Here is an 18534-nt window from a genome sequence, read left to right as displayed (position 1 = left end):
TCCGTAGACTAATTATTCCGGCAGGTTTTATTGGTCGCAGAAGCCAATAATGCTTCCAACACAGGAAAATTGCATATCAAATGAGCTGCGCGTGACTTGAGGAGAGCAAAATGGCGGAATTAACGACAAAAACCAGGCCGACGGGCGCAACCGCTGTTCTGGGCCGGCACGGCTTTCCGCAGGTGACATCCGCGACCGGCGGCGAAATCCAGATCGTCACCGGTCCGTCGCAGCCAGGCTTCAACCCGATCGACCTTTTATATGCATCGCTGTCGGCCTGCCTGACGATGAGCGCCCGGATCGCTGCAAACCAGATGGGCCTGCTCGACCGGTTGACTGAAATCCGCGCCGACGTGACCGGCGAAAAATCCACCGAGGGCCTGTCGCGGGTAGTAAAATTCAATGTCGTTCTGACGATCAGGGGAGACATCCACGCGGAAGCAAGACATGCGATTGCGCAAGCCGCCGAGGAGGAAATCTGCACGGTCAGCAATACGCTTCGCGGCGGTGCGGATTTTTCAATGACCGTTCACGATTAAAGCGACCGCGACTTAGTCGTTATCCACATCATGAAGAACGCGGCTGATCGGCGCGCCGACGGCGATATCGCTGAACGTCGCCTCAAACCCACCGCGCTCCGGCGAGCATGCCGTGATCCCGAATTGAGCATCCTCGGCTGAGAACGGGCAAAGCCGCGCCATCTGCCATGGCGCATGCTCGGCAAACCGGAATTGAACGCGCACGGCAGCGTCATGGCGCGTCAGCCGCACGAAAAGCGGTGCGGACGGAGACAGACCGGGCAGCGGGATCACCGACCAGTCCGACACGCCGCGCGTGACGACCACGCTGAAATGCATCATGCCGTCGGTAAATTCTATGCCGCACTTGATCCAGTTGCGCTCATCCAGCCGCAGCATCAGCCCGGCCTGATCATAGAGAGTTTCGTAGACGCCGGTGATCGTCGCAGAGCCGGTGAAATCGCCGGAGACCGGACGCAGATAGGCATGACCGCTATCACGATGGAAGCCATAGAAAGTGTCCTGCCAAAAATCAGTTTTCGCATCGGTTTTCAGCGAAAGCCCGCTGGCGTCTTCGTGCCAGACGGCCGGTTCGTTATGCCAGCGAAATGCCTCGGCCATGTTTGCTTCCCTCGTCACTGGTGTCGTGGCGGCAATCTATCCATCGGCGACCGGCTGGCAAGCCCGACGGCGGGCCGGCGCTTCACATCCGGCATTGGCAAGGCGCGTGTGTTTGACTATGGATGCCGACAAGTGCGCATGTGACGCAGGGCGTGATGCGCCCGTATGATGACATTCTGGAGTGTGCCATGAAAATCACGATGATCGGTGCCGGTTATGTTGGACTTGTCTCCGGCGTTTGTTTTGCCGATTTCGGCCATGACGTTGTCTGTATCGACAAGGACGCGGGCAAGATCGAAGCTTTGCTCGCCGGCCGCATCCCGATCTTCGAGCCTGGCCTCGAGCAGCTGGTCGCCGAAAATGTCAAGGATGGCCGCCTGAGCTTCACCACGGATCTCGCTACCAGCGTGTCCGAGAGTGAGGTGATTTTCATTGCCGTCGGTACGCCGTCGCGCCGCGGCGATGGCCATGCCGACCTGTCCTATGTCTATGATGCCGCCCGCGAGATTGCCGCGCACGTGACCGGCTTTACCGTCATCGTCACCAAGTCCACCGTTCCGGTCGGCACCGGCGATGAAGTCGAGCGGATCATGCGCGAAACCAATCCGGATGCCGATATCGCCGTGGTCTCCAATCCTGAATTCCTGCGCGAGGGTGCCGCTATCGACGATTTCAAGCGGCCTGACCGCATCGTCATCGGCCTCAACGACGAACGTGCCCGGGGCGTGATGACCGAGGTCTACCGGCCGCTCTACCTCAACCAGTCGCCTCTGCTCTTTACGACGCGGCGCACCTCCGAGCTGATCAAATATGCCGGAAATGCCTTTCTGGCGATGAAGATCACCTTCATCAACGAAATGGCTGACCTGTGCGAAAAGGTCGGCGCCAATGTACAGGAAGTCGCACGCGGCATCGGCCTGGACGGGCGTATCGGCGGCAAATTCCTGCATGCCGGCCCCGGCTATGGCGGCTCGTGCTTCCCGAAGGACACGCTGGCGCTGGTGAAGACCGCCCAGGATCACGACAGCCCGGTGCGGCTGATCGAGACGGTGGTCTCCGTCAACGACAACCGCAAGCGCGCCATGGGCCGCAAGGTCATCGCGGCTGCCGGCGGCGACGTGCGTGGCAAGAAGGTCGCGGTGCTCGGCCTCACATTCAAACCCAATACCGACGACATGCGCGACAGTCCCGCCATCGCCGTTATCCAGGCGCTGACAGATGCCGGCGCCATCGTCACCGGTTACGATCCTGAGGGCATGGATAATGCGAAACACGTGATCGACGGCATCGCCTATGCCGACAACCCCTACAAGGCGGCGGAGGGCGCAGACGCACTTGTCATCGTTACCGAGTGGAACGAATTCCGGGCGCTCAATCTCGATCGCCTGAAGGCTCTGATGAACACGCCGGTCCTCGTCGATCTCAGGAACATCTATCAGTCCGGCGAGGTCACCAAGCATGGCTTCGCCTATACCAGCGTCGGCCGCCCGGAATAGGCTGCGATGGGTCCGATCCGGGCAGACAAGACAGGCAAGGAGCCGGCATGCGCTATCTGATAACGGGAACGGCAGGGTTCATCGGGTTCCATCTGGCCAAGCGGCTGCTGGACGACGGTCATTTCGTGACCGGCTTCGATGGCATGACGCCCTACTACGATGTCCGCCTGAAGGAACGGCGCCATGCAATTCTCGCACGGTCCAACGGCTTTCGGCCGGTGATCGGCATGCTGGAAGACAAGAATGCGCTGGAGCAGGCGGCCGAGATCGGCGAACCCGACATCATCGTTCACCTCGCGGCCCAGGCGGGTGTGCGCTACAGCCTGGAAAACCCCAAGGCCTATGTCGATTCCAACCTGATTGGCTCCTGGAACATCCTGGAACTGGCCAAGGCTGTGCAGCCGAAGCATTTGCTTCTGGCCTCAACCTCTTCGATCTATGGCGCCAACGAGAAAATCCCGTTTGCCGAGACCGACCGTGCCGACGAGCCGATGACGCTATACGCCGCCACCAAGAAGTCCGGCGAGCTGATGGCGCACAGCTATGCGCATCTCTACAAAGTGCCGACGACAGCCTTCCGCTTCTTTACAGTCTACGGCCCCTGGGGGCGTCCGGATATGGCGTTGTTCAAATTCGTCGATTGCATCCTCAACGGCCGGCCAATCGAGATCTATGGCGAAGGCCGGATGAGCCGCGACTTCACCTATATCGACGATCTCGTTGAAGGCATCGTCCGGTTGATCGGCGTCGTTCCGGCCGAGGAGAACCGCGTCGAGCAGATCGATACCCTGTCGCACCATGCGCCTTTCAGGATGGTCAATGTCGGCGGCGGACAGCCGGTCGAACTGATGCGTTTCGTCGAGACGGTCGAAGCTGCCGTCGGGCGCCCGGCGATCCGCACGATGCTGCCGATGCAGCAGGGCGATGTGCCCAGAACCTTCGCCGCACCTGATCTTCTCAACAGCCTTACCGGCTTCACGCCGTCCATTTCGGTGGAAGAGGGCGTGCGCCGCTTCGTCGAGTGGTATCGCGCCGAGATGGTGGCGACAGGGGCGCCTGATGATCCGCGGCATTCTTGATTTCCTGCGCGGCGGCGCTCAAGCGCTACAGCCCAAACAAAGGCAAAAGCTCTTTTTCGAGAGCGGCCCTGACCATATCTATGCCGTCGGAGACGTGCACGGTTACGATGACACCCTGGGCAGGCTGGAAGAGCTGATCGTTGCGGATGGCTCCAAGCGGGACGGCACCAAATGGCTGGTCATGCTTGGGGATTACGTCGATCGCGGACCGAGATCATCCGCCGTGCTCACCCGGCTGACCACCCGGCCTCTGGTCGGCATCCGCCGCGTCTGCCTCGCCGGCAATCACGAGGCGGTCATGCTCGATTTCCTCGGCAATCCCTCGGCGGATCATCCATGGCTGAGATTGGGGGGGCTTCAGACACTGTCTTCATACGGGCTGAACACGCTTCCGGCCAACCGCGAAGAGCAGAAAAAACTGTTGCGGTCTCTCATTCCCGTCGCCCACGTCGCTTTCCTCGAATCCCTACCGTCGATGCTGCAGGTACCGGGCTTTTGTTTCGTGCATGCGGGTTTGAAAAAAGGCGTGGCACCGGCCGACCAGACGGATGCGGACCTGCTGTGGCTGCGCCCACTGGCCACTGACGGCAACGCCGCCATCAACGGCTTCGTTACCGTGCACGGCCACACCCCGGTGGCAGGGGTAGAGATCAGGCCCGAGCGCATCAATATCGACACGGGCATCTACATGAGCGGCGTCCTGTCGGCCGTGCGGCTGTCGCGCCGCGAACCGCCGGAAATCATTCAGAGCCGCTGAGCGGCCTCACACGAGCGCACGCATCAGAGCAATCCGCGCGCCGCCAGATTGCGCATCAACGCCGACGGACCAAACGTCCAGGGCGGGCATTCGGTCGAGAGACGCACGGTGTTGGTCAGCGATCCCAGTTCAGCATTGGCAATCGTCACCACATCGCCGAGCTTGTGGGTAAACCCCTGCCCCGGTGCATCGCGGTCTTCGACCGGCGCAAACAGGGTTCCCATGAACAGCATGAAGCCATCCGGATATTGATGATGGCGGCCGATCGTCTGGGAGACGAGATCGAGCGGATCGCGGCTGATTTCCCGCATCGTGCTCGCCCCCTTGAGGACGAACCCGTCGGGACCGCTGATGGTCAGCGACAGATCGGCGCTGCGAACGTCGTCAATCGAATAGGTATCGTCGAACAGGCGGATGAACGGGCCGATGGCGGATGAAGCGTTGTTGTCCTTGGCCTTGCCGAGCAGCAGTGCCGAGCGGCCCTCGACATCGCGCAGGTTGACGTCGTTACCGAGTGTCGCTCCCTTGACGCGGCCCTGGCTATCGACGGCCAGCACGATCTCAGGCTCGGGATTGTTCCATTTCGAGATCGGATGCAGCCCGACCGAGGCACCCCAGCCGACAGAGGCCAGAACCTGCGCCTTGGAAAACACCTCCGCATCCGGGCCGATGCCGACTTCCAGATATTGCGACCAGACGCCCACCTCGATCAGCGCCGCCTTGACCTTGGCGGCTTCCGCCGATCCGGCCTTCAGGTCGCGCAGGCTGTCGCCGATGATAGCGGTAACGCGCTTGCGCATTGTTTCGGCCAGCGCCGGGTTTCCCGCTGCCTTTTCCTCGATGACCCGCTCGATCATCGAGCGGGCGAAAGTGACTCCACAGGCTTTGACCGCCTGTAGGTCGCAAGGGGCAAGCAAATGGATAACACTGAGATCGCCGGCTGCCTCCACCGAGGCGGCCGTCACGGCCTCAAGGCTGGACAGCCGTTCACCTTGACGGCCCGAAAGAAACCCGATGGGGTCGTCGAGTTCCAAAAGGTCGCGCATCGTCGGCACCTCTTTCGACGTGATGTCGATGAGATCGCCACCCCGCAGAACCACCAGCGCTGGACCCGCAACATCGGGCCGCCAGACGCGCCCGACGAATGTTCCCGTTCCAAACACCTCGTTGGCCGATGTCATGCTGTCCCTCCCGAACCAAGATCACGGCGGCAAGATACAAGCCGCTAGATTACGGACAAGGTGCCAAATGGAAAAACAACTCTGCTAACGCCCCGAAACATTCGCGAATACCCCAAAGAGTGTTCATCGAAGAGCTCGGACGCTCTATTTAATTTTACTGATTTTCTGCTAGCACCTGTTTCAGCGAATAAGCGTGTCGAACCAACCGTTAGACGGACGGGCACCAGCAGAGGGACGAGGGGTATGAGCTTTACGGAAACAACCACGAAATCGTGGTTTTCAAAACTGAAAAGCGGCCTTGCCGGGCTTATCATCGGTCCTATCCTGGTGATCGGGATGATCTGGCTGTTGTCCTGGAACGAAGGCCGTTCCGTCCAGACCTATCGCGCTCTGGTGGAAGGTGCCGGCATCGTCGTTTCGATCGATAACGGCAGCGTAGATCCGGCCAATGAAGGCAAGCTCGTCCATGTCTCCGGCCCGGTCAAGCCGGATGGGACGCCCGAGGATCCGATGCTGGGTGTCTCGGCAGAAGGTGCGGCCGGGCTCAACCGCCAGGTCGAGATGTACCAGTGGATCGAAGACAGCAAGAGCGAGACACAGAAGACGCTCGGCGGCGGCGAAGAAACCGTCACGACCTATAGCTACAAGAAGGAATGGCGCCCGCGCCCGGTCGATTCCTCCGATTTCAAGCAGAGCGACCAGCACCAGAACCCCGAGATGCCGATCGAAGGTGACCGCTTCACGGTGGCAACCGCAACGCTCGGTGCTTTTACGGTCGATGGTAAAGCCGTTGCCAATCTCGGCACGGAAACCCCGGTCAAGCTTTCTCCCGATGTCATCAGCAAGGTCACCGCTGCGATCGATACCGGCAAGCCGGTCAATGCCAATGGCACCACAATCTACGTGTCGCAGAACCGTCAGAACCCGGCCATCGGCGACCTGCGCATCAGCTTCAGCCGCGAAGACATTGCCGAAGCCAGCTTCGTCGGCGCCCAGAAGGGCACAAACGTCACCGGCTACAAGGCATCCAACGGCCGTGACCTGTTCCTGAGCGCTGCCGGAAAGGTCGATGCACCGCAGATGTTCGATGCCGCCCAGAGCGAGAATACGTTAATCACCTGGCTCATTCGCGGAGGCGGGTTGCTCGGTATGTTCATCGGCTTTGCCCTGATGCTGTCGATCCTCGGCATCATCGCCGATGTCATTCCGTTCGTCGGCTCGATCGTCGGTTTCGGCACCTCGGTCATCGCCGTCATCCTGACGCTGATCCTTGGGCCTCTGGTTATCGCCATCGCCTGGATTGCCTACCGGCCGGTGCTGGCCATCGCCATCATCACTACCGGCATCCTGCTCGCTGCCGGGCTGATCTATCTGAGGCGGAACAAGACGGTTGCCCCACAAGTGCCAACAACGCTCGGCCGCGCCTGAAAGCCCGGACCGTCTGTAGCCCGGAAGGCCCGTTGCGGATGAACCGCCGCGGGCCTCTTCCTGTCTAGATTTGACTCCATTGGCCAATACCGCTCGGGCTGCTAGGTTCGCCCTCCGCGATCCCATACTCCCAGGAAGAGACGGTAACAGGCACCATGTTTCTCGCATCAAAACTGTTCTGGCTGCTTGCCCAGCCCCTGTCGCTGGTCTTCATTCTCCTGGTCATGAGCTTCCTTCTCGCTGCCGCCGGCTTCCGGCGGCTGTACCGGTTTCTGTCCGGCCTTGCCGTTACCCTGCTTTTCCTCACCCTCTTCACCAGCACCGGTGCCGTTGCGCTTCAGGTGCTGGAAAACCGCATCGCAAAGCCTGCAGGCCTGCCGGCTGATCTCTCCTGCATCATCATCCTTGGTGGAGCGTTCGAAAACGAGGTGATTGCCAAGCGGGGCGGCATCGAACTCAACCAGGCCGCGGACCGGTTCGTCGAGGGGCTGAAGATCGCCCAGTCTCACCCGTCGGCGCGAATTCTGGTCTCGGGCGGCGACGGTTCGTTCAGCGGGCGATATGACGGCGACGCGCAGACATCCGAGACATTCTTCTCGACCTTCGGCATCGCTCCCGAACGGCTGATCCGCGAAGATCAGTCGCGCACCACCTTCGAGAATGCGGCCAATACGAAACAGTTGCTGGACGAAAACGGGTTGTCGAACTGCGCCCTCATCACCTCGGCCTTCCACATGCCGCGCTCCGTCGGACTGTTCCGCAAGCTCGGCATTGCCGTGACGCCATGGCCGGTGGATTATCGCACCAGCGGCGAAGCGACCCTTGGCCCCGATTTCAGCCAGCCTTCCTTGAACGCGCAGCTGACGACAACGGCGATGCGCGAATGGACGGGACTGGTCGCCTATTTCATCAGCGGCCGCACACACGTTCTCTTTCCGCAATAGGCAATGATATCTGCTTTAAGACCTGCCGTTGACGCGAACGCGCGGTTGTGGTCCTTCTCGATTTTTTGACGGGCTCGATTTTCTGGCGGGGGGAAAAATGCCGATCCTGGAAATTCTCGACTATGCGGGGGTGGCGGTTTTCGCCGCAACCGGGGCGCTGTCGGCCTCGCGCAAGCAACTGGATATTATCGGCTATATCTTCCTGGCCTCGGTCACCGGCATTGGCGGCGGCACGTTGCGCGACGTCATCCTTGGTGCGACGCCGGTCTTCTGGGTGACCAATCCGATCTATCTGCTCGTCTGCGGCAGCATGGGCCTTCTGGTGTTCTTCTCGGCCCACATGATGGAATCACGCTACAAGTTCCTGGTCTGGCTCGATGCCATCGGTCTTTCGGCCTATAGCGTCATGGGCGCTGCCAAAGGGTTGGCTGCCACAGGCTCGCCGATCGTCGCCCTGGTCACCGGCATGCTGACGGCAACATTCGGCGGCATCCTGCGCGACCTGCTTGCGGGCGAACCGTCGGTGCTGCTGCGTCCGGAAATCTATGTGACGGCGGCGCTTGTCGGCGCAGGTGTCTTCACCGGTGCAACCTGGCTCGGTGCTCCGCTACTGATCGCCTCAAGCCTTGGCGTGCTGACCGCCTTTGCGGTGCGCGGCGGCGCGTTGAAATACGGCTGGACGCTGCCAACCGGAGACACCAGGCCAGGCCGTCATCCCGACGACGTAATGTAGAACGTCGTCGATGACACAATATCAAAAGAAGGCTTAGCCGCGCTTGGGGCGTAAACGGATGATGACATCCACATGGGCAATTTCCATTCCCTCGGGCGGCTCGGGCAGATTGCCGATCGTCAGGCTGCTGACCGGAATATCGAGGACCTCGTTATGGCCTTCGACGAAGAAATGGTGATGATCCGACACGTTGGTGTCGAAATAGGTCTTGGCGCTTTCCACGGCCAGAACACGGATCATGCCGGCCTCGGTGAACTGGTGCAGCGTGTTGTAGACCGTCGCCAGCGACACCGGAACACCGGCCGTCACGGCTTCTTCATGCAGTTCCTCGACCGTCAGATGGCGATCGCCCTTGGCAAAGATCAGGTCGGCAAGCGCCATACGCTGGCGCGTCGGCCTGAGGCCGGAGCGGCGCAGGCGTTCTTCCGAACAGATCTCGATGGCAGTCGTCATACGGACAGATCCAGATTTCCAAGCTATTGCAGAACACACTTACAGAGCCGATATAACTTTTGCCGAGAATGCTTTCAATAGTAAGCAAGCTCCCTCAAGGCATCCAGGCGGTAAAAACCGCCTGATTCTTGGGGCAAAAGGCAATTATCTCTGGCTGTTGCAGCAGCCATCATGTATGCGACGGCGGAAATAGGCCTTGTGCTTGGTCAGACAGGAATACGCGAAACGACGCGCTTGGGTCATACCGGAGCTTCAATTCGCACCCATCTTGCTCTAAACCAAGTCAACCAAAAACGGATGTAGCGGGGAAACCACAGTTCATGACGACCAGACAATCCAGCTTCAATTATGAAGAGATCCTGAAATGCGGTCGCGGCGAACTGTTTGGCCCGGGCAATGCCCAGCTGCCCCTGCCTCCGATGCTGATGGTTCATCGCATTACCGACATTTCCGAAACCGGTGGTGCCTTCGACAAGGGCTACATCCGGGCAGAATATGACGTGCGTCCCGATGACTGGTATTTCCCCTGCCACTTCCAGGGCAATCCGATCATGCCGGGCTGCCTTGGCCTTGATGGCATGTGGCAGCTGACGGGCTTCTTCCTCGGCTGGCTCGGCGAACCCGGCCGTGGCATGGCGCTTTCCACCGGCGAAGTGAAGTTCAAGGGCATGATCCGCCCGGAAACGAAGCTCCTTGAGTACGGCATCGACTTCAAGCGCGTCATGCGTGGCCGCCTTGTGCTCGGCACGGCCGATGGCTGGCTGAAGGCCGATGGCGAAACCATCTATCAGGCGTCCGACCTTCGCGTCGGCCTGTCGAAAGAAAAAGCTGCCTGAACCGCGGCATAGCCGCACTCAGCTAGATTATAGAAGAGGTCATCCACATGAGACGGGTTGTTGTTACGGGTCTGGGCATTGTTTCCTCGATCGGAAACGATGCGCAGGAAGTCACCACGTCGCTGCGTGAAGCAAAATCCGGCATTTCGTTTTCGAACGATTTTGCCGAACACGGCTTCAAGTGCCAGGTCTGGGGTGCGCCCAATCTCGACACGACCGATCTCGTCGATCGCCGCGCCGCACGCTTCCTGTCGCAGGGCGGTATGTGGAACCACGTTGCGATGAAGCAGGCGATCGCCGATTCAGGCCTTGAAGACAAGGATATTGGCGGCAACGAGCGCACCGGCATCATCATGGGTTCGGGCGGTCCCTCCACCCGCACGCTGATCGAAGCGGCTGAAATCACCCTGAAGAACAACAGCCCCAAGCGCATCGGCCCGTTTGCCGTGCCGAAGGCGATGTCTTCGACCGCATCGGCGACGCTTGCCACCTGGTTCAAGATCCACGGCGTCAACTACTCGATCTCGTCGGCCTGCTCGACCTCGGCGCACTGCATCGGCAATGCCATGGAAATGATCCAGTGGGGCAAGCAGGACGTCATGTTCGCCGGCGGCCACGAAGACCTCGACTGGACCATGTCGAACCTGTTCGACGCGATGGGCGCGATGTCATCCAAGTACAACGACACGCCTTCGACCGCTTCGCGCGCCTATGACGTCTCCCGCGATGGCTTCGTCATCGCTGGTGGTGCCGGCGTTCTGGTTCTGGAAGAGCTGGAACATGCCAAGGCCCGCGGTGCCAAGATCTATGCCGAAATCACCGGTTATGGCGCAACATCCGACGGCTACGACATGGTGGCTCCGTCGGGTGAAGGTGCCATCCGCTGCATGCGCCAGGCACTGGCAACGGTGAAGGGCGAAGTCGATTACGTCAACACGCACGGCACCTCGACGCCCGTTGGCGACAGCAAGGAAATCGGCGCCATTCGTGAAGTTTTCGGCGACAAGATCCCGCATATCCAGTCGACCAAGTCGCTGACCGGCCATTCGCTCGGCGCTGCCGGCGTGCAGGAATCGATCTACGGCCTGTTGATGATGCAGGCCGGCTTCATCGGCGAAAGCGCCCATATCACCGAACTCGACCCGGAATTCGACGGCGTGCCGATCGTGCGCAAGCGCATCGACAATGCCAAGATCGATACCGTCCTGTCGAACTCCTTCGGCTTCGGCGGCACCAATGCCACGCTCGTTTTCCAGCGCCATAACGGATAAATCCATGACCGGTATCATGAACGGAAAGCGCGGCCTCATCATGGGGGTCGCCAACAGCCACTCCATCGCATGGGGCATTGCGCAGAAGCTGGCTGGCCAGGGCGCTGAACTCGCTTTCACCTACCAGGGCGAAGCGCTCGGCAAGCGTGTCAAGCCGCTCGCCGCCGAACTCGGCTCCGATTTCGTCATCCCCTGCGATGTCGAGGACATTGCTTCGGTGGATGCGACCATCGATACGATCAAGGAGAAGTGGGGCAAGCTCGATTTCATCGTGCACGCCATCGGCTTTTCCGACAAGAACGAACTGAAGGGCCTTTACGCCGACACCTCGCGTGAAAACTTTTCGCGCACGATGGTGATCTCCTGCTTCTCCTTCACGGAGATCGCCAAGCGCGCCGCAGGCCTGATGAACGAAGGCGGCGCGATGCTGACGCTGACCTATGGCGGCTCCACCCGCATCATGCCGAACTACAACGTCATGGGCGTCGCGAAAGCCGCATTGGAAGCGTCCGTCCGCTATCTTGCTGGCGACTACGGTCCGCGCGGCATCCGCGTCAACGCCATCTCCGCCGGCCCGATCCGCACGCTGGCTGGCGCCGGCATTTCCGATGCCCGCGCCATGCTTTCCTGGCAGCAGAAAAATGCGCCGCTCCGCCGCACCGTCACCATCGAGGATGTCGGCAACTCGGCGCTCTACCTTCTCTCCGACCTCTCAAGTGGCGTCACCGGCGAAATCCACTATGTGGACTCCGGCTACAACATCACCTCGATGCCGGCCATCGATGCCTTGCGCACGGCGGACACGGAGTAACATCCGGGCCGCCACCCCTTTCCGTGCCTCTTGAATTTTGCACCTGCACTTGCCAGTTCAGAGCGCGCAAACCATCCAGATACACGTTGAGGACAGATACGCATGAGCAATGCCGCTGAAAAACCCGTCGAAAATCACGTCTTCGAAGCCGATGTCGCACGCCTGCTGCATCTCATGGTGCACTCGGTCTATTCCGACAAGGACGTGTTCCTGCGCGAGTTGATCTCCAACGCCGCCGATGCCTGCGAGAAATTGCGATACGAAGCCATCAGCGCGCCCGAACTGCTGCTGGACGATCCGACACCGCGCATCACGCTGACGCTCGACGCGGACAACAACAAGCTCACCGTCGAAGACAACGGTATCGGCATGAGCCGTGACGACATGATCGAGGCGCTCGGCACTATCGCCCGGTCCGGCACCCGCGCCTTCATGGAACGCGTCGAGGCCGCAAAGGCTGGCGAAGGCGCCCAGTTGATCGGCCAGTTCGGCGTCGGCTTCTATTCCGCCTTCATGGTCGCAGACAAGGTCGATGTCGTCTCGCGCCTTGCCGGTAGCGCCCATGCCTTTGTCTGGTCGTCCGACGGCAAGGGCAGCTACACGGTATCCGAGGCCGATCTGACGGACGCGCCCGCGCGCGGTACCCGCATCACCATGCATCTGATGGACGACGCCAAGAGCTATACGTCCAAATGGAGCGTCCAGAAGATCGTCAAGGACCAGTCCGGCCATGTTCCGGTGCCGATCGACCTGATCGAGAAACCCGGGGCGGACGCCGAGCGCATCGGCGATGGCACGGCTCTGTGGACGAAATCCCGCAACGAGATCAGCAAGGAAGAATACGCCGATTTCTATCGCGGCGTTTCCGGCCAGTACGACGAGCCGGCTTTGACCGTGCATTTCCGTGCCGAAGGCCGGCATGAATATACCGGCCTTGCCTTCGTACCGGAATCAAAGCCGATCGACATGTTCGATCCTTCGGCCAAGGGCCGCATGAAGCTCTACGTCAAGCGCGTCTTCATCACCGACGATGCAGAGCTGCTGCCGCGCTACCTGCGCTTCGTGCGTGGCCTGGTCGACACATCCGACCTGCCGCTCAACGTCTCGCGCGAGATGATCCAGGAAAGCCCGATCCTTGCTGCCATCCGCAAGGGCCTGACCAACCGCGTGCTGACTGCCATCGAGAAGATGGCCGACAGCGACGCTGACGCCTTTGCCAAGCTCTGGGACGCCTTCGGCGCCGTGCTCAAGGAAGGCATTTACGACGATTTCGAGCGCCGGGAACAGCTGATCGCCTTGTCGCGCTTCCGCACCACCACCTCTGACGAGGCGACACGGTCGCTTGCCGACTACGTCAAGGACATGAAGGACGCGCAGGCGGCGATCTATTACCTGACGGGCGACAATCTCGACCGGCTGAAGGTCTCGCCGCAGCTTGAAGGTTTTCGCGCCCGCGGGATCGAGGTTTTGCTGCTCACCGATTCCGTCGACAGTTTCTGGGTCACCGCTGCGCCCGATTTCGAAGGCAAGCCGTTCAAGTCGATCACCCAAGGGGCGGCCGATCTGACGCAGGTTCCAACAGCCGACGGCGAAACACCGGTAACGCCGGAAACATCCGAAGCCGTCACCGATTTCATCGCCTTTGCCAAGACGACACTCGGCGATGCGGTATCGGATGTGCGGGCGTCCGACCGGTTGACGGAAAGCGCCGTTTGCCTTGTTGCCCCTGAGCAGGGTTATGACCGCCAGCTGGAAAAGCTGCTGCAGGCTTCCGGTAGGCTCGACTTGATTGCCAAGCCGGTGCTTGAGATCAATCCGGGCCACGGCCTGATCGCAGCGCTTGCCTCCGGTGGTAGCAACGAATTCCGCACCGACGCCGTACAACTCCTGCTCGACCAGGCCCGCGTCCTCGACGGTGACAAGCCACAGGACCCGCGCGCCTTTGCCGAGCGGCTGTCGCGGTTGTTTGAGCGGGCTTTGAAGGGCTAATTTCGCTGGGTGCCTGACGGCCGCCCCCCTCTGTCACTTCGTGACATCTCCCCCTCAAGGGGGGAGATCATTCTTTTCCTCATAATGCGACAAAGCCAGCCAATCTCCCCCCTTGAGGGGGAGATGTCACGAAGTGACAGAGGGGGGTGCTTGCGGCATAGCCAGAGTGCCTATGGCGTGACGTTTCCGGACCTACCGGGCGTTTTCTCTGCTGCCGATGAGGAAGAGGATTTGACCGCAAACGCGGTGGAAGCAATTCGGTTATGGGCTGAGGATCAGCCGCTGCCAGCTCCCTCTTCACATGACGAAATTATGCGCCGGAAGAATATTCTCGGTGAACTCGCGGCGGGTGCCTTTCCTTATGCGCATTCCCTTCATCGAGGATAGCACCCGCATCGTGCGTGCCAATGTTACCTTTGAAAAAGGCATGCTGGATGCCATCGACATGGCTGCCCGCGAACGCGGGCTGACACGTTCGGCCTTTCTTGCCAGCTGCGCCCGCAAAGAAATCGAGGCTGCCTAAAGGCTTAGGCGGCCCACCAGACCGCGAGCAGAACGGCGAGGACCCCGACAGCAAAGATGGCGAACATCGTCATCTGCTTGCGGGTATTGCCCAAAACGACTGGATCGATCGGCGCACGCGCGCCGGTCTGAAAGGCCAGGGGCACCTCGGATGTTGCGCCCTTGCCTTCGATGCTCTTGATATCCTTTACCATCGCCTCAGCGACGCCCTCGGTAACGGGCGGGCGGTACCCAGCGCTAGAAGTCATAGGCACACTCCATTTACGCCTCAACATGGGCGCGTGGCTGCGAGAGCCTGAGCGTGTACCCGTTTCGTCAATAAAGCAATTGCAAAAGCAAGCGCGTCAGCGCTTGCCCCAGAGCACCTTGAACCGCGCATTGCGGCAGGTTTCGCCCCATTCCTTGAAGGTTTCGGGCATGACCGTCTCATAGGGCAGGCCGCGATTGGCAACCAGCATCAGCCGTCCGCCAATCTTCAGCGCCTTGGCGGCCGCCTTGATCATCGCAGCGCCGAGCGCCGGATCGGCAGCCTGCGTCTCGTGGAACGGCGGATTCATGACGATCAGGTCGTACTTGTCGCGGGTTTCTTCGGACGTCAGGTCCTGCCAGAAGAAGCGGGTCGGCACGTTCGGGCAATTGGCCTTCAGATTTGCCCGTGCGGCTTCCAGCGAATGATAATCGGCCTCGAACAGGTCGATGCCCTTCAGTCCTGGTGCCTTCTCGGCCAGCATGACCGACAGATAGCCCCAACCGGCGCCGAAATCGGCGGCGTGGCCCTTGAAGTCGTCTGGAAGGCGCGAGGCCAGCAGTTCGGAGCCGGCGTCGATCCGCTCATGCGAAAACATGCCCGGTGCTGCATCGAAGCGGCCCTCGACACGAGCCGGCTTCTTTGAAAATTTGGCGATGACGTCGGTGGCGTCTTCCGGACGGCCGAACCAGAAGGCGATGCCGTGATATTTCGGCAGGCTGTCGCCACCCCAGCCGAGCTGGTTGACGCGCTTGCGCAACGACTGGATGCCGTCGTCCTTGCCGCCGGCGACAACGATCAGGCCGCCGACCTTAACGCGCTTCAGCGCTTCGGCGATGCGGTCTTCGTTCTCGCCCTTGTGCTTGCCGCAGAGGATCAGGGCCGCGTCATAGTCTTCACCCTCGACAACTGGGGACACGGACGCCTTGGCGGCCTCCAGAGCCTTGTAGAGCGGCTTTGACGCCTGCACGGCGGCAATCGCACCAAAGAACTCTGCCGGCAGCCGGTAGCCAGCCTCGGCTCCCAGGAACAGCACACGCTCGCCTTCGCCGGGTGCCGGAACAACGCCGGTTTCGAAAGGATGGAAAAGGGTCTTCAGCGTGTCGCGGCTCATGGTCGAGGTCCTCGGGCTTGTCAGGGAAGATGGAAAGTGATTTCCCGAAAATGACAAACGGTAACAAAGGGAATGAGAGATTGCCCGGCTCGGACGGCTCTCAGGGAAAATAAGAAAGGGCGCGGAACGATCCGCTCCGCGCCCGTAGTCGATTAAACGGTCGAACGCTTATTCAGCGGCTTCGCCTTCGCCCCTGGCGACTTCCTTGCCGGTTGCCTGATCGACAACCTTCATGGAGAGACGAACCTTGCCGCGCTCATCGAAGCCCATCAGCTTGACCCAGACCTTGTCGCCTTCCTTGACGACGTCGGAGGTCTTGGCAACACGGTCGGAAGCGAGCTGCGAGATGTGCACGAGGCCATCACGCGGACCGAAGAAGTTGACGAAAGCGCCGAAGTCGGCGGTCTTGACGACCGTGCCTTCGTAGATCTGGCCGACTTCCGGTTCTGCAACGATCGAGTGGATCCACTTGCGGGCCGCTTCGATTTCCTTGGCGGAGGACGAAGCGATCTTGATCGTGCCATCGTCTTCGATGTTGATCTTGGCGCCGGTCTTTTCGACGATTTCGCGGATGACCTTGCCGCCCGAACCGATGACTTCACGGATCTTGTCGACCGGGATGTTCATCACTTCGATGCGCGGTGCGAATTCGCCGAGCTGCGAGCGGCCTTCGGTGATGGCGTTGGCCATCTCGCCGAGGATGTGCTTGCGGCCGCCCTGTGCCTGCTCAAGTGCGACCTTCATGATCTCTTCGGTGATACCGGCGATCTTGATGTCCATCTGCAGCGAGGTGATGCCGTCGGCAGTGCCGGCGACCTTGAAGTCCATGTCGCCGAGGTGATCTTCGTCGCCGAGGATATCGGAGAGAACGGCGAAGCGTTCACCTTCGAGGATCAGGCCCATGGCGATACCGGCAACCGGCTTGGCCAGGGGAACGCCGGCATCCATCAGTGCGAGCGAGGTGCCGCAGACGGTTGCCATCGAGGACGAGCCGTTCGATTCGGTGATCTCGGAAACGACGCGCAGCGTGTAGGGGAACTGGTCCGCAGCCGGCAGCATCGGACGGATAGCGCGCCATGCGAGCTTGCCGTGGCCGATCTCGCGGCGGCCCGGGGAGCCCATGCGGCCTGTTTCACCGACCGAGTAGGGCGGGAAGTTGTAGTGCAGCAGGAACTTTTCCTTGTACATGCCGGTCAGGCTATCGACGTACTGTTCGTCTTCGCCGGTGCCGAGCGTGGCAACGACGATCGCCTGCGTCTCACCGCGGGTGAACAGCGCCGAACCATGGGTGCGCGGCAGGATGCCGACTTCGGAGACGATCTTGCGGACGGTGTCGAGATCGCGGCCGTCGATGCGGCTCTTGGTGTCGAGGATGTTCCAGCGAACGATCTTGGCCTGCAGGTGCTTGAACACTGCGCCGATGACTTCGTTCGAATACTTCGGCTCAGCACCTTCCGGGAAGAAGTGGGCCTTGACCTTCGCCTTGACGGCGTCGACGGCAGCGTAGCGTTCAGCCTTCTGGGTGTTCTTGTAGGCAACACGCAGTTCGGCTTCGGCGATGCCGAGCATTTCGGCTTCGAGTTCGGAATGATCTTCCGGCGTGAAATCGCGCGGTTCCTTGGCAGCCACTTCAGCGAGCTTGATGATCGCGTCGATGACCGGCTGGAAACCCTTGTGGCCGAACATGACGGCGCCGAGCATGATCTCTTCGTTGAGTTCCTTGGCTTCCGATTCGACCATCAGGACGGCGTCCTGGGTGCCGGCAACGACGAGGTCGAGGATCGACTCAGGCATTTCGTCGAGATGCGGGTTGAGAACGTACTGGCCGTTGATGTAGCCAACGCGTGCACCACCGACCGGGCCCATGAAAGGAACGCCGGAGATCGTCAGGGCAGCAGAGGCCGCAACCATCGACAGGACGTCCGGATCATTTTCGAGGTCGTGCTGCATGACGGTGACGACAACCTGGGTGTCGTTCTTGTAGCCATCAGGAAACAGCGGGCGGATCGGGCGGTCGATCAGGCGGGAAACCAGTGTTTCCTTTTCCGACGGACGGCCTTCGCGCTTGAAATAGCCGCCGGGGATCTTGCCGGCTGCGTAGGTCTTTTCCTGGTAGTTGACGGTCAGCGGGAAGAAATCCTGGCCCGGCTTCGGCGACTTGGCCGAAACGACGGTGGCGAGAACGACGGTTTCGCCGTAGGTGGCGAGAACTGCGCCGTCAGCCTGACGGGCGATCTTGCCGGTTTCGAGCTTGAGCGGGCGGCCTGCCCATTCAATTTCGACTGTGTGGGTATCGAACATGTTTTGTCCTTCGTGTGCGGCAATGCCGCGCCGCAGCCAGTGTGGCGCGGGCGGCAGTGTTTTCGCTGATATGACACATCACGGGCAAGACAACGGGAGGCTTCCAAAATTGGCTGGCGCTCGTTCCGTTCCCTCAAAGCATGACGCTCCGGGTGCGTGGAAAACGCGCAAGCGCCGAAGCATCCTGCAATCCTGCCCCATGACAGGTCATCGGTTGGTTCCGCAGAGCCGGC

17 protein-coding genes and 1 pseudogene are annotated in these 18534 nt (G+C 60.6%); 12 read left to right on the top strand and 6 right to left on the bottom strand.

Going from position 1 to position 18534, the window contains the following annotated elements; genetic code table 11:
* Positions 1-110: 110 nt before the first annotated feature.
* Complete coding sequence (locus ACP7BS_RS19105; RefSeq protein WP_426239373.1) at positions 111-539, top strand: OsmC family protein; 429 nt, start codon at positions 111-113, stop codon at positions 537-539.
* A gap of 12 nt (positions 540-551) precedes the next feature.
* Here ACP7BS_RS19105 and ACP7BS_RS19100 read toward each other — a convergent pair whose 3' ends face one another.
* Positions 552-1139 carry a DUF1349 domain-containing protein gene (locus tag ACP7BS_RS19100; protein WP_426239372.1) on the bottom strand — a complete coding sequence of 196 codons (588 nt, stop codon included), beginning with the start codon at positions 1137-1139 and terminating at the stop codon, positions 552-554.
* 188 nt (positions 1140-1327) lie between these two features.
* Here ACP7BS_RS19100 and ACP7BS_RS19095 point away from each other — a divergent pair, with 188 nt between their 5' ends.
* Genes ACP7BS_RS19095 through ACP7BS_RS19085 form a run of 3 tightly spaced genes read left to right on the top strand, consistent with a single transcriptional unit; the run spans position 1328 to position 4471 of the window.
* Positions 1328-2635, top strand: a complete 1308-nt coding sequence (locus ACP7BS_RS19095) for a UDP-glucose dehydrogenase family protein (protein WP_426239370.1) — start codon at positions 1328-1330, stop codon at positions 2633-2635.
* Between the two features lie 47 nt (positions 2636-2682).
* Positions 2683-3714, top strand: coding sequence for an NAD-dependent epimerase (locus ACP7BS_RS19090; RefSeq protein WP_426239369.1), 1032 nt, complete (start codon positions 2683-2685; stop codon positions 3712-3714).
* Positions 3695-4471 (top strand): metallophosphoesterase, encoded by a 777-nt coding sequence (locus ACP7BS_RS19085; protein ID WP_426239368.1) that lies wholly within the window; start codon positions 3695-3697, stop codon positions 4469-4471. Before ACP7BS_RS19090 ends, ACP7BS_RS19085 begins: the two co-directional genes overlap by 20 nt.
* Before the next feature lie 23 nt (positions 4472-4494).
* Here the strand turns inward: ACP7BS_RS19085 and ACP7BS_RS19080 are convergent, their stop codons facing one another.
* Positions 4495-5652: a fumarylacetoacetate hydrolase family protein gene (locus tag ACP7BS_RS19080; RefSeq protein ID WP_426239367.1), complete on the bottom strand. Its 1158-nt coding sequence runs from the start codon at positions 5650-5652 to the stop codon at positions 4495-4497.
* A gap of 243 nt (positions 5653-5895) precedes the next feature.
* Between ACP7BS_RS19080 and ACP7BS_RS19075 the strand changes: the two genes are divergently transcribed.
* From ACP7BS_RS19075 to ACP7BS_RS19065, 3 genes are all read left to right on the top strand, one after another.
* Complete coding sequence (locus ACP7BS_RS19075) at positions 5896-7080, top strand: TMEM43 family protein (RefSeq protein WP_426239366.1); 1185 nt, start codon at positions 5896-5898, stop codon at positions 7078-7080.
* 155 nt (positions 7081-7235) lie between these two features.
* A complete protein-coding gene (locus tag ACP7BS_RS19070) occupies positions 7236-8024 on the top strand; it encodes a YdcF family protein (RefSeq protein ID WP_426239365.1) in 789 nt (262 codons plus the stop codon).
* A gap of 97 nt (positions 8025-8121) precedes the next feature.
* The gene (locus ACP7BS_RS19065; RefSeq protein WP_426239364.1) at positions 8122-8757 is read left to right on the top strand and encodes a trimeric intracellular cation channel family protein; all 636 of its coding nucleotides are present in this window, start codon (positions 8122-8124) and stop codon (positions 8755-8757) included.
* Between the two features lie 33 nt (positions 8758-8790).
* On the opposite strand, the gene irrA is transcribed toward ACP7BS_RS19065, so the two are convergent.
* Complete coding sequence (gene irrA, locus ACP7BS_RS19060; RefSeq protein ID WP_060637917.1) at positions 8791-9210, bottom strand: iron response transcriptional regulator IrrA; 420 nt, start codon at positions 9208-9210, stop codon at positions 8791-8793.
* Between the two features lie 320 nt (positions 9211-9530).
* On the opposite strand from irrA, the gene fabA reads away from it, so the two are divergent.
* The 5 genes and pseudogenes from fabA to ACP7BS_RS19035 all read left to right on the top strand — a co-directional run bounded on the left by fabA (position 9531) and on the right by ACP7BS_RS19035 (position 14640).
* Complete coding sequence (gene fabA / locus ACP7BS_RS19055) at positions 9531-10046, top strand: 3-hydroxyacyl-[acyl-carrier-protein] dehydratase FabA (RefSeq protein WP_318415760.1); 516 nt, start codon at positions 9531-9533, stop codon at positions 10044-10046.
* A gap of 47 nt (positions 10047-10093) precedes the next feature.
* Positions 10094-11317 carry a beta-ketoacyl-ACP synthase I gene (fabB, locus tag ACP7BS_RS19050; protein WP_426239363.1) on the top strand — a complete coding sequence of 408 codons (1224 nt, stop codon included), beginning with the start codon at positions 10094-10096 and terminating at the stop codon, positions 11315-11317.
* Between the two features lie 4 nt (positions 11318-11321).
* Positions 11322-12128 (top strand): enoyl-ACP reductase FabI, encoded by an 807-nt coding sequence (fabI, locus tag ACP7BS_RS19045; protein ID WP_426230912.1) that lies wholly within the window; start codon positions 11322-11324, stop codon positions 12126-12128.
* Between the two features lie 102 nt (positions 12129-12230).
* Complete coding sequence (gene htpG / locus ACP7BS_RS19040; RefSeq protein ID WP_426239362.1) at positions 12231-14117, top strand: molecular chaperone HtpG; 1887 nt, start codon at positions 12231-12233, stop codon at positions 14115-14117.
* A 123-nt stretch (positions 14118-14240) separates the two neighbouring features.
* A pseudogene (locus ACP7BS_RS19035) lies at positions 14241-14640 on the top strand (type II toxin-antitoxin system HicB family antitoxin).
* 4 nt (positions 14641-14644) lie between these two features.
* Here ACP7BS_RS19035 and ACP7BS_RS19030 read toward each other — a convergent pair.
* The 3 genes from ACP7BS_RS19030 to pnp all read right to left on the bottom strand — a co-directional run bounded on the left by ACP7BS_RS19030 (position 14645) and on the right by pnp (position 18301).
* Complete coding sequence (locus ACP7BS_RS19030; protein ID WP_426230910.1) at positions 14645-14887, bottom strand: hypothetical protein; 243 nt, start codon at positions 14885-14887, stop codon at positions 14645-14647.
* Positions 14888-14983: 96 nt separating this feature from the next.
* Positions 14984-16000 carry a class I SAM-dependent methyltransferase gene (locus ACP7BS_RS19025; protein ID WP_426239361.1) on the bottom strand — a complete coding sequence of 339 codons (1017 nt, stop codon included), beginning with the start codon at positions 15998-16000 and terminating at the stop codon, positions 14984-14986.
* A gap of 168 nt (positions 16001-16168) precedes the next feature.
* A complete protein-coding gene (gene pnp, locus ACP7BS_RS19020) occupies positions 16169-18301 on the bottom strand; it encodes a polyribonucleotide nucleotidyltransferase (RefSeq protein ID WP_426239360.1) in 2133 nt (710 codons plus the stop codon).
* Positions 18302-18534 lie beyond the last annotated feature (233 nt).

The sequence above is a fragment of the Pararhizobium sp. DWP1-1-3 genome (assembly GCF_049896125.1).
Classification (GTDB): domain Bacteria; phylum Pseudomonadota; class Alphaproteobacteria; order Rhizobiales; family Rhizobiaceae; genus Pararhizobium.
This window is presented reverse-complemented; position numbering and strand designations above follow the sequence as displayed.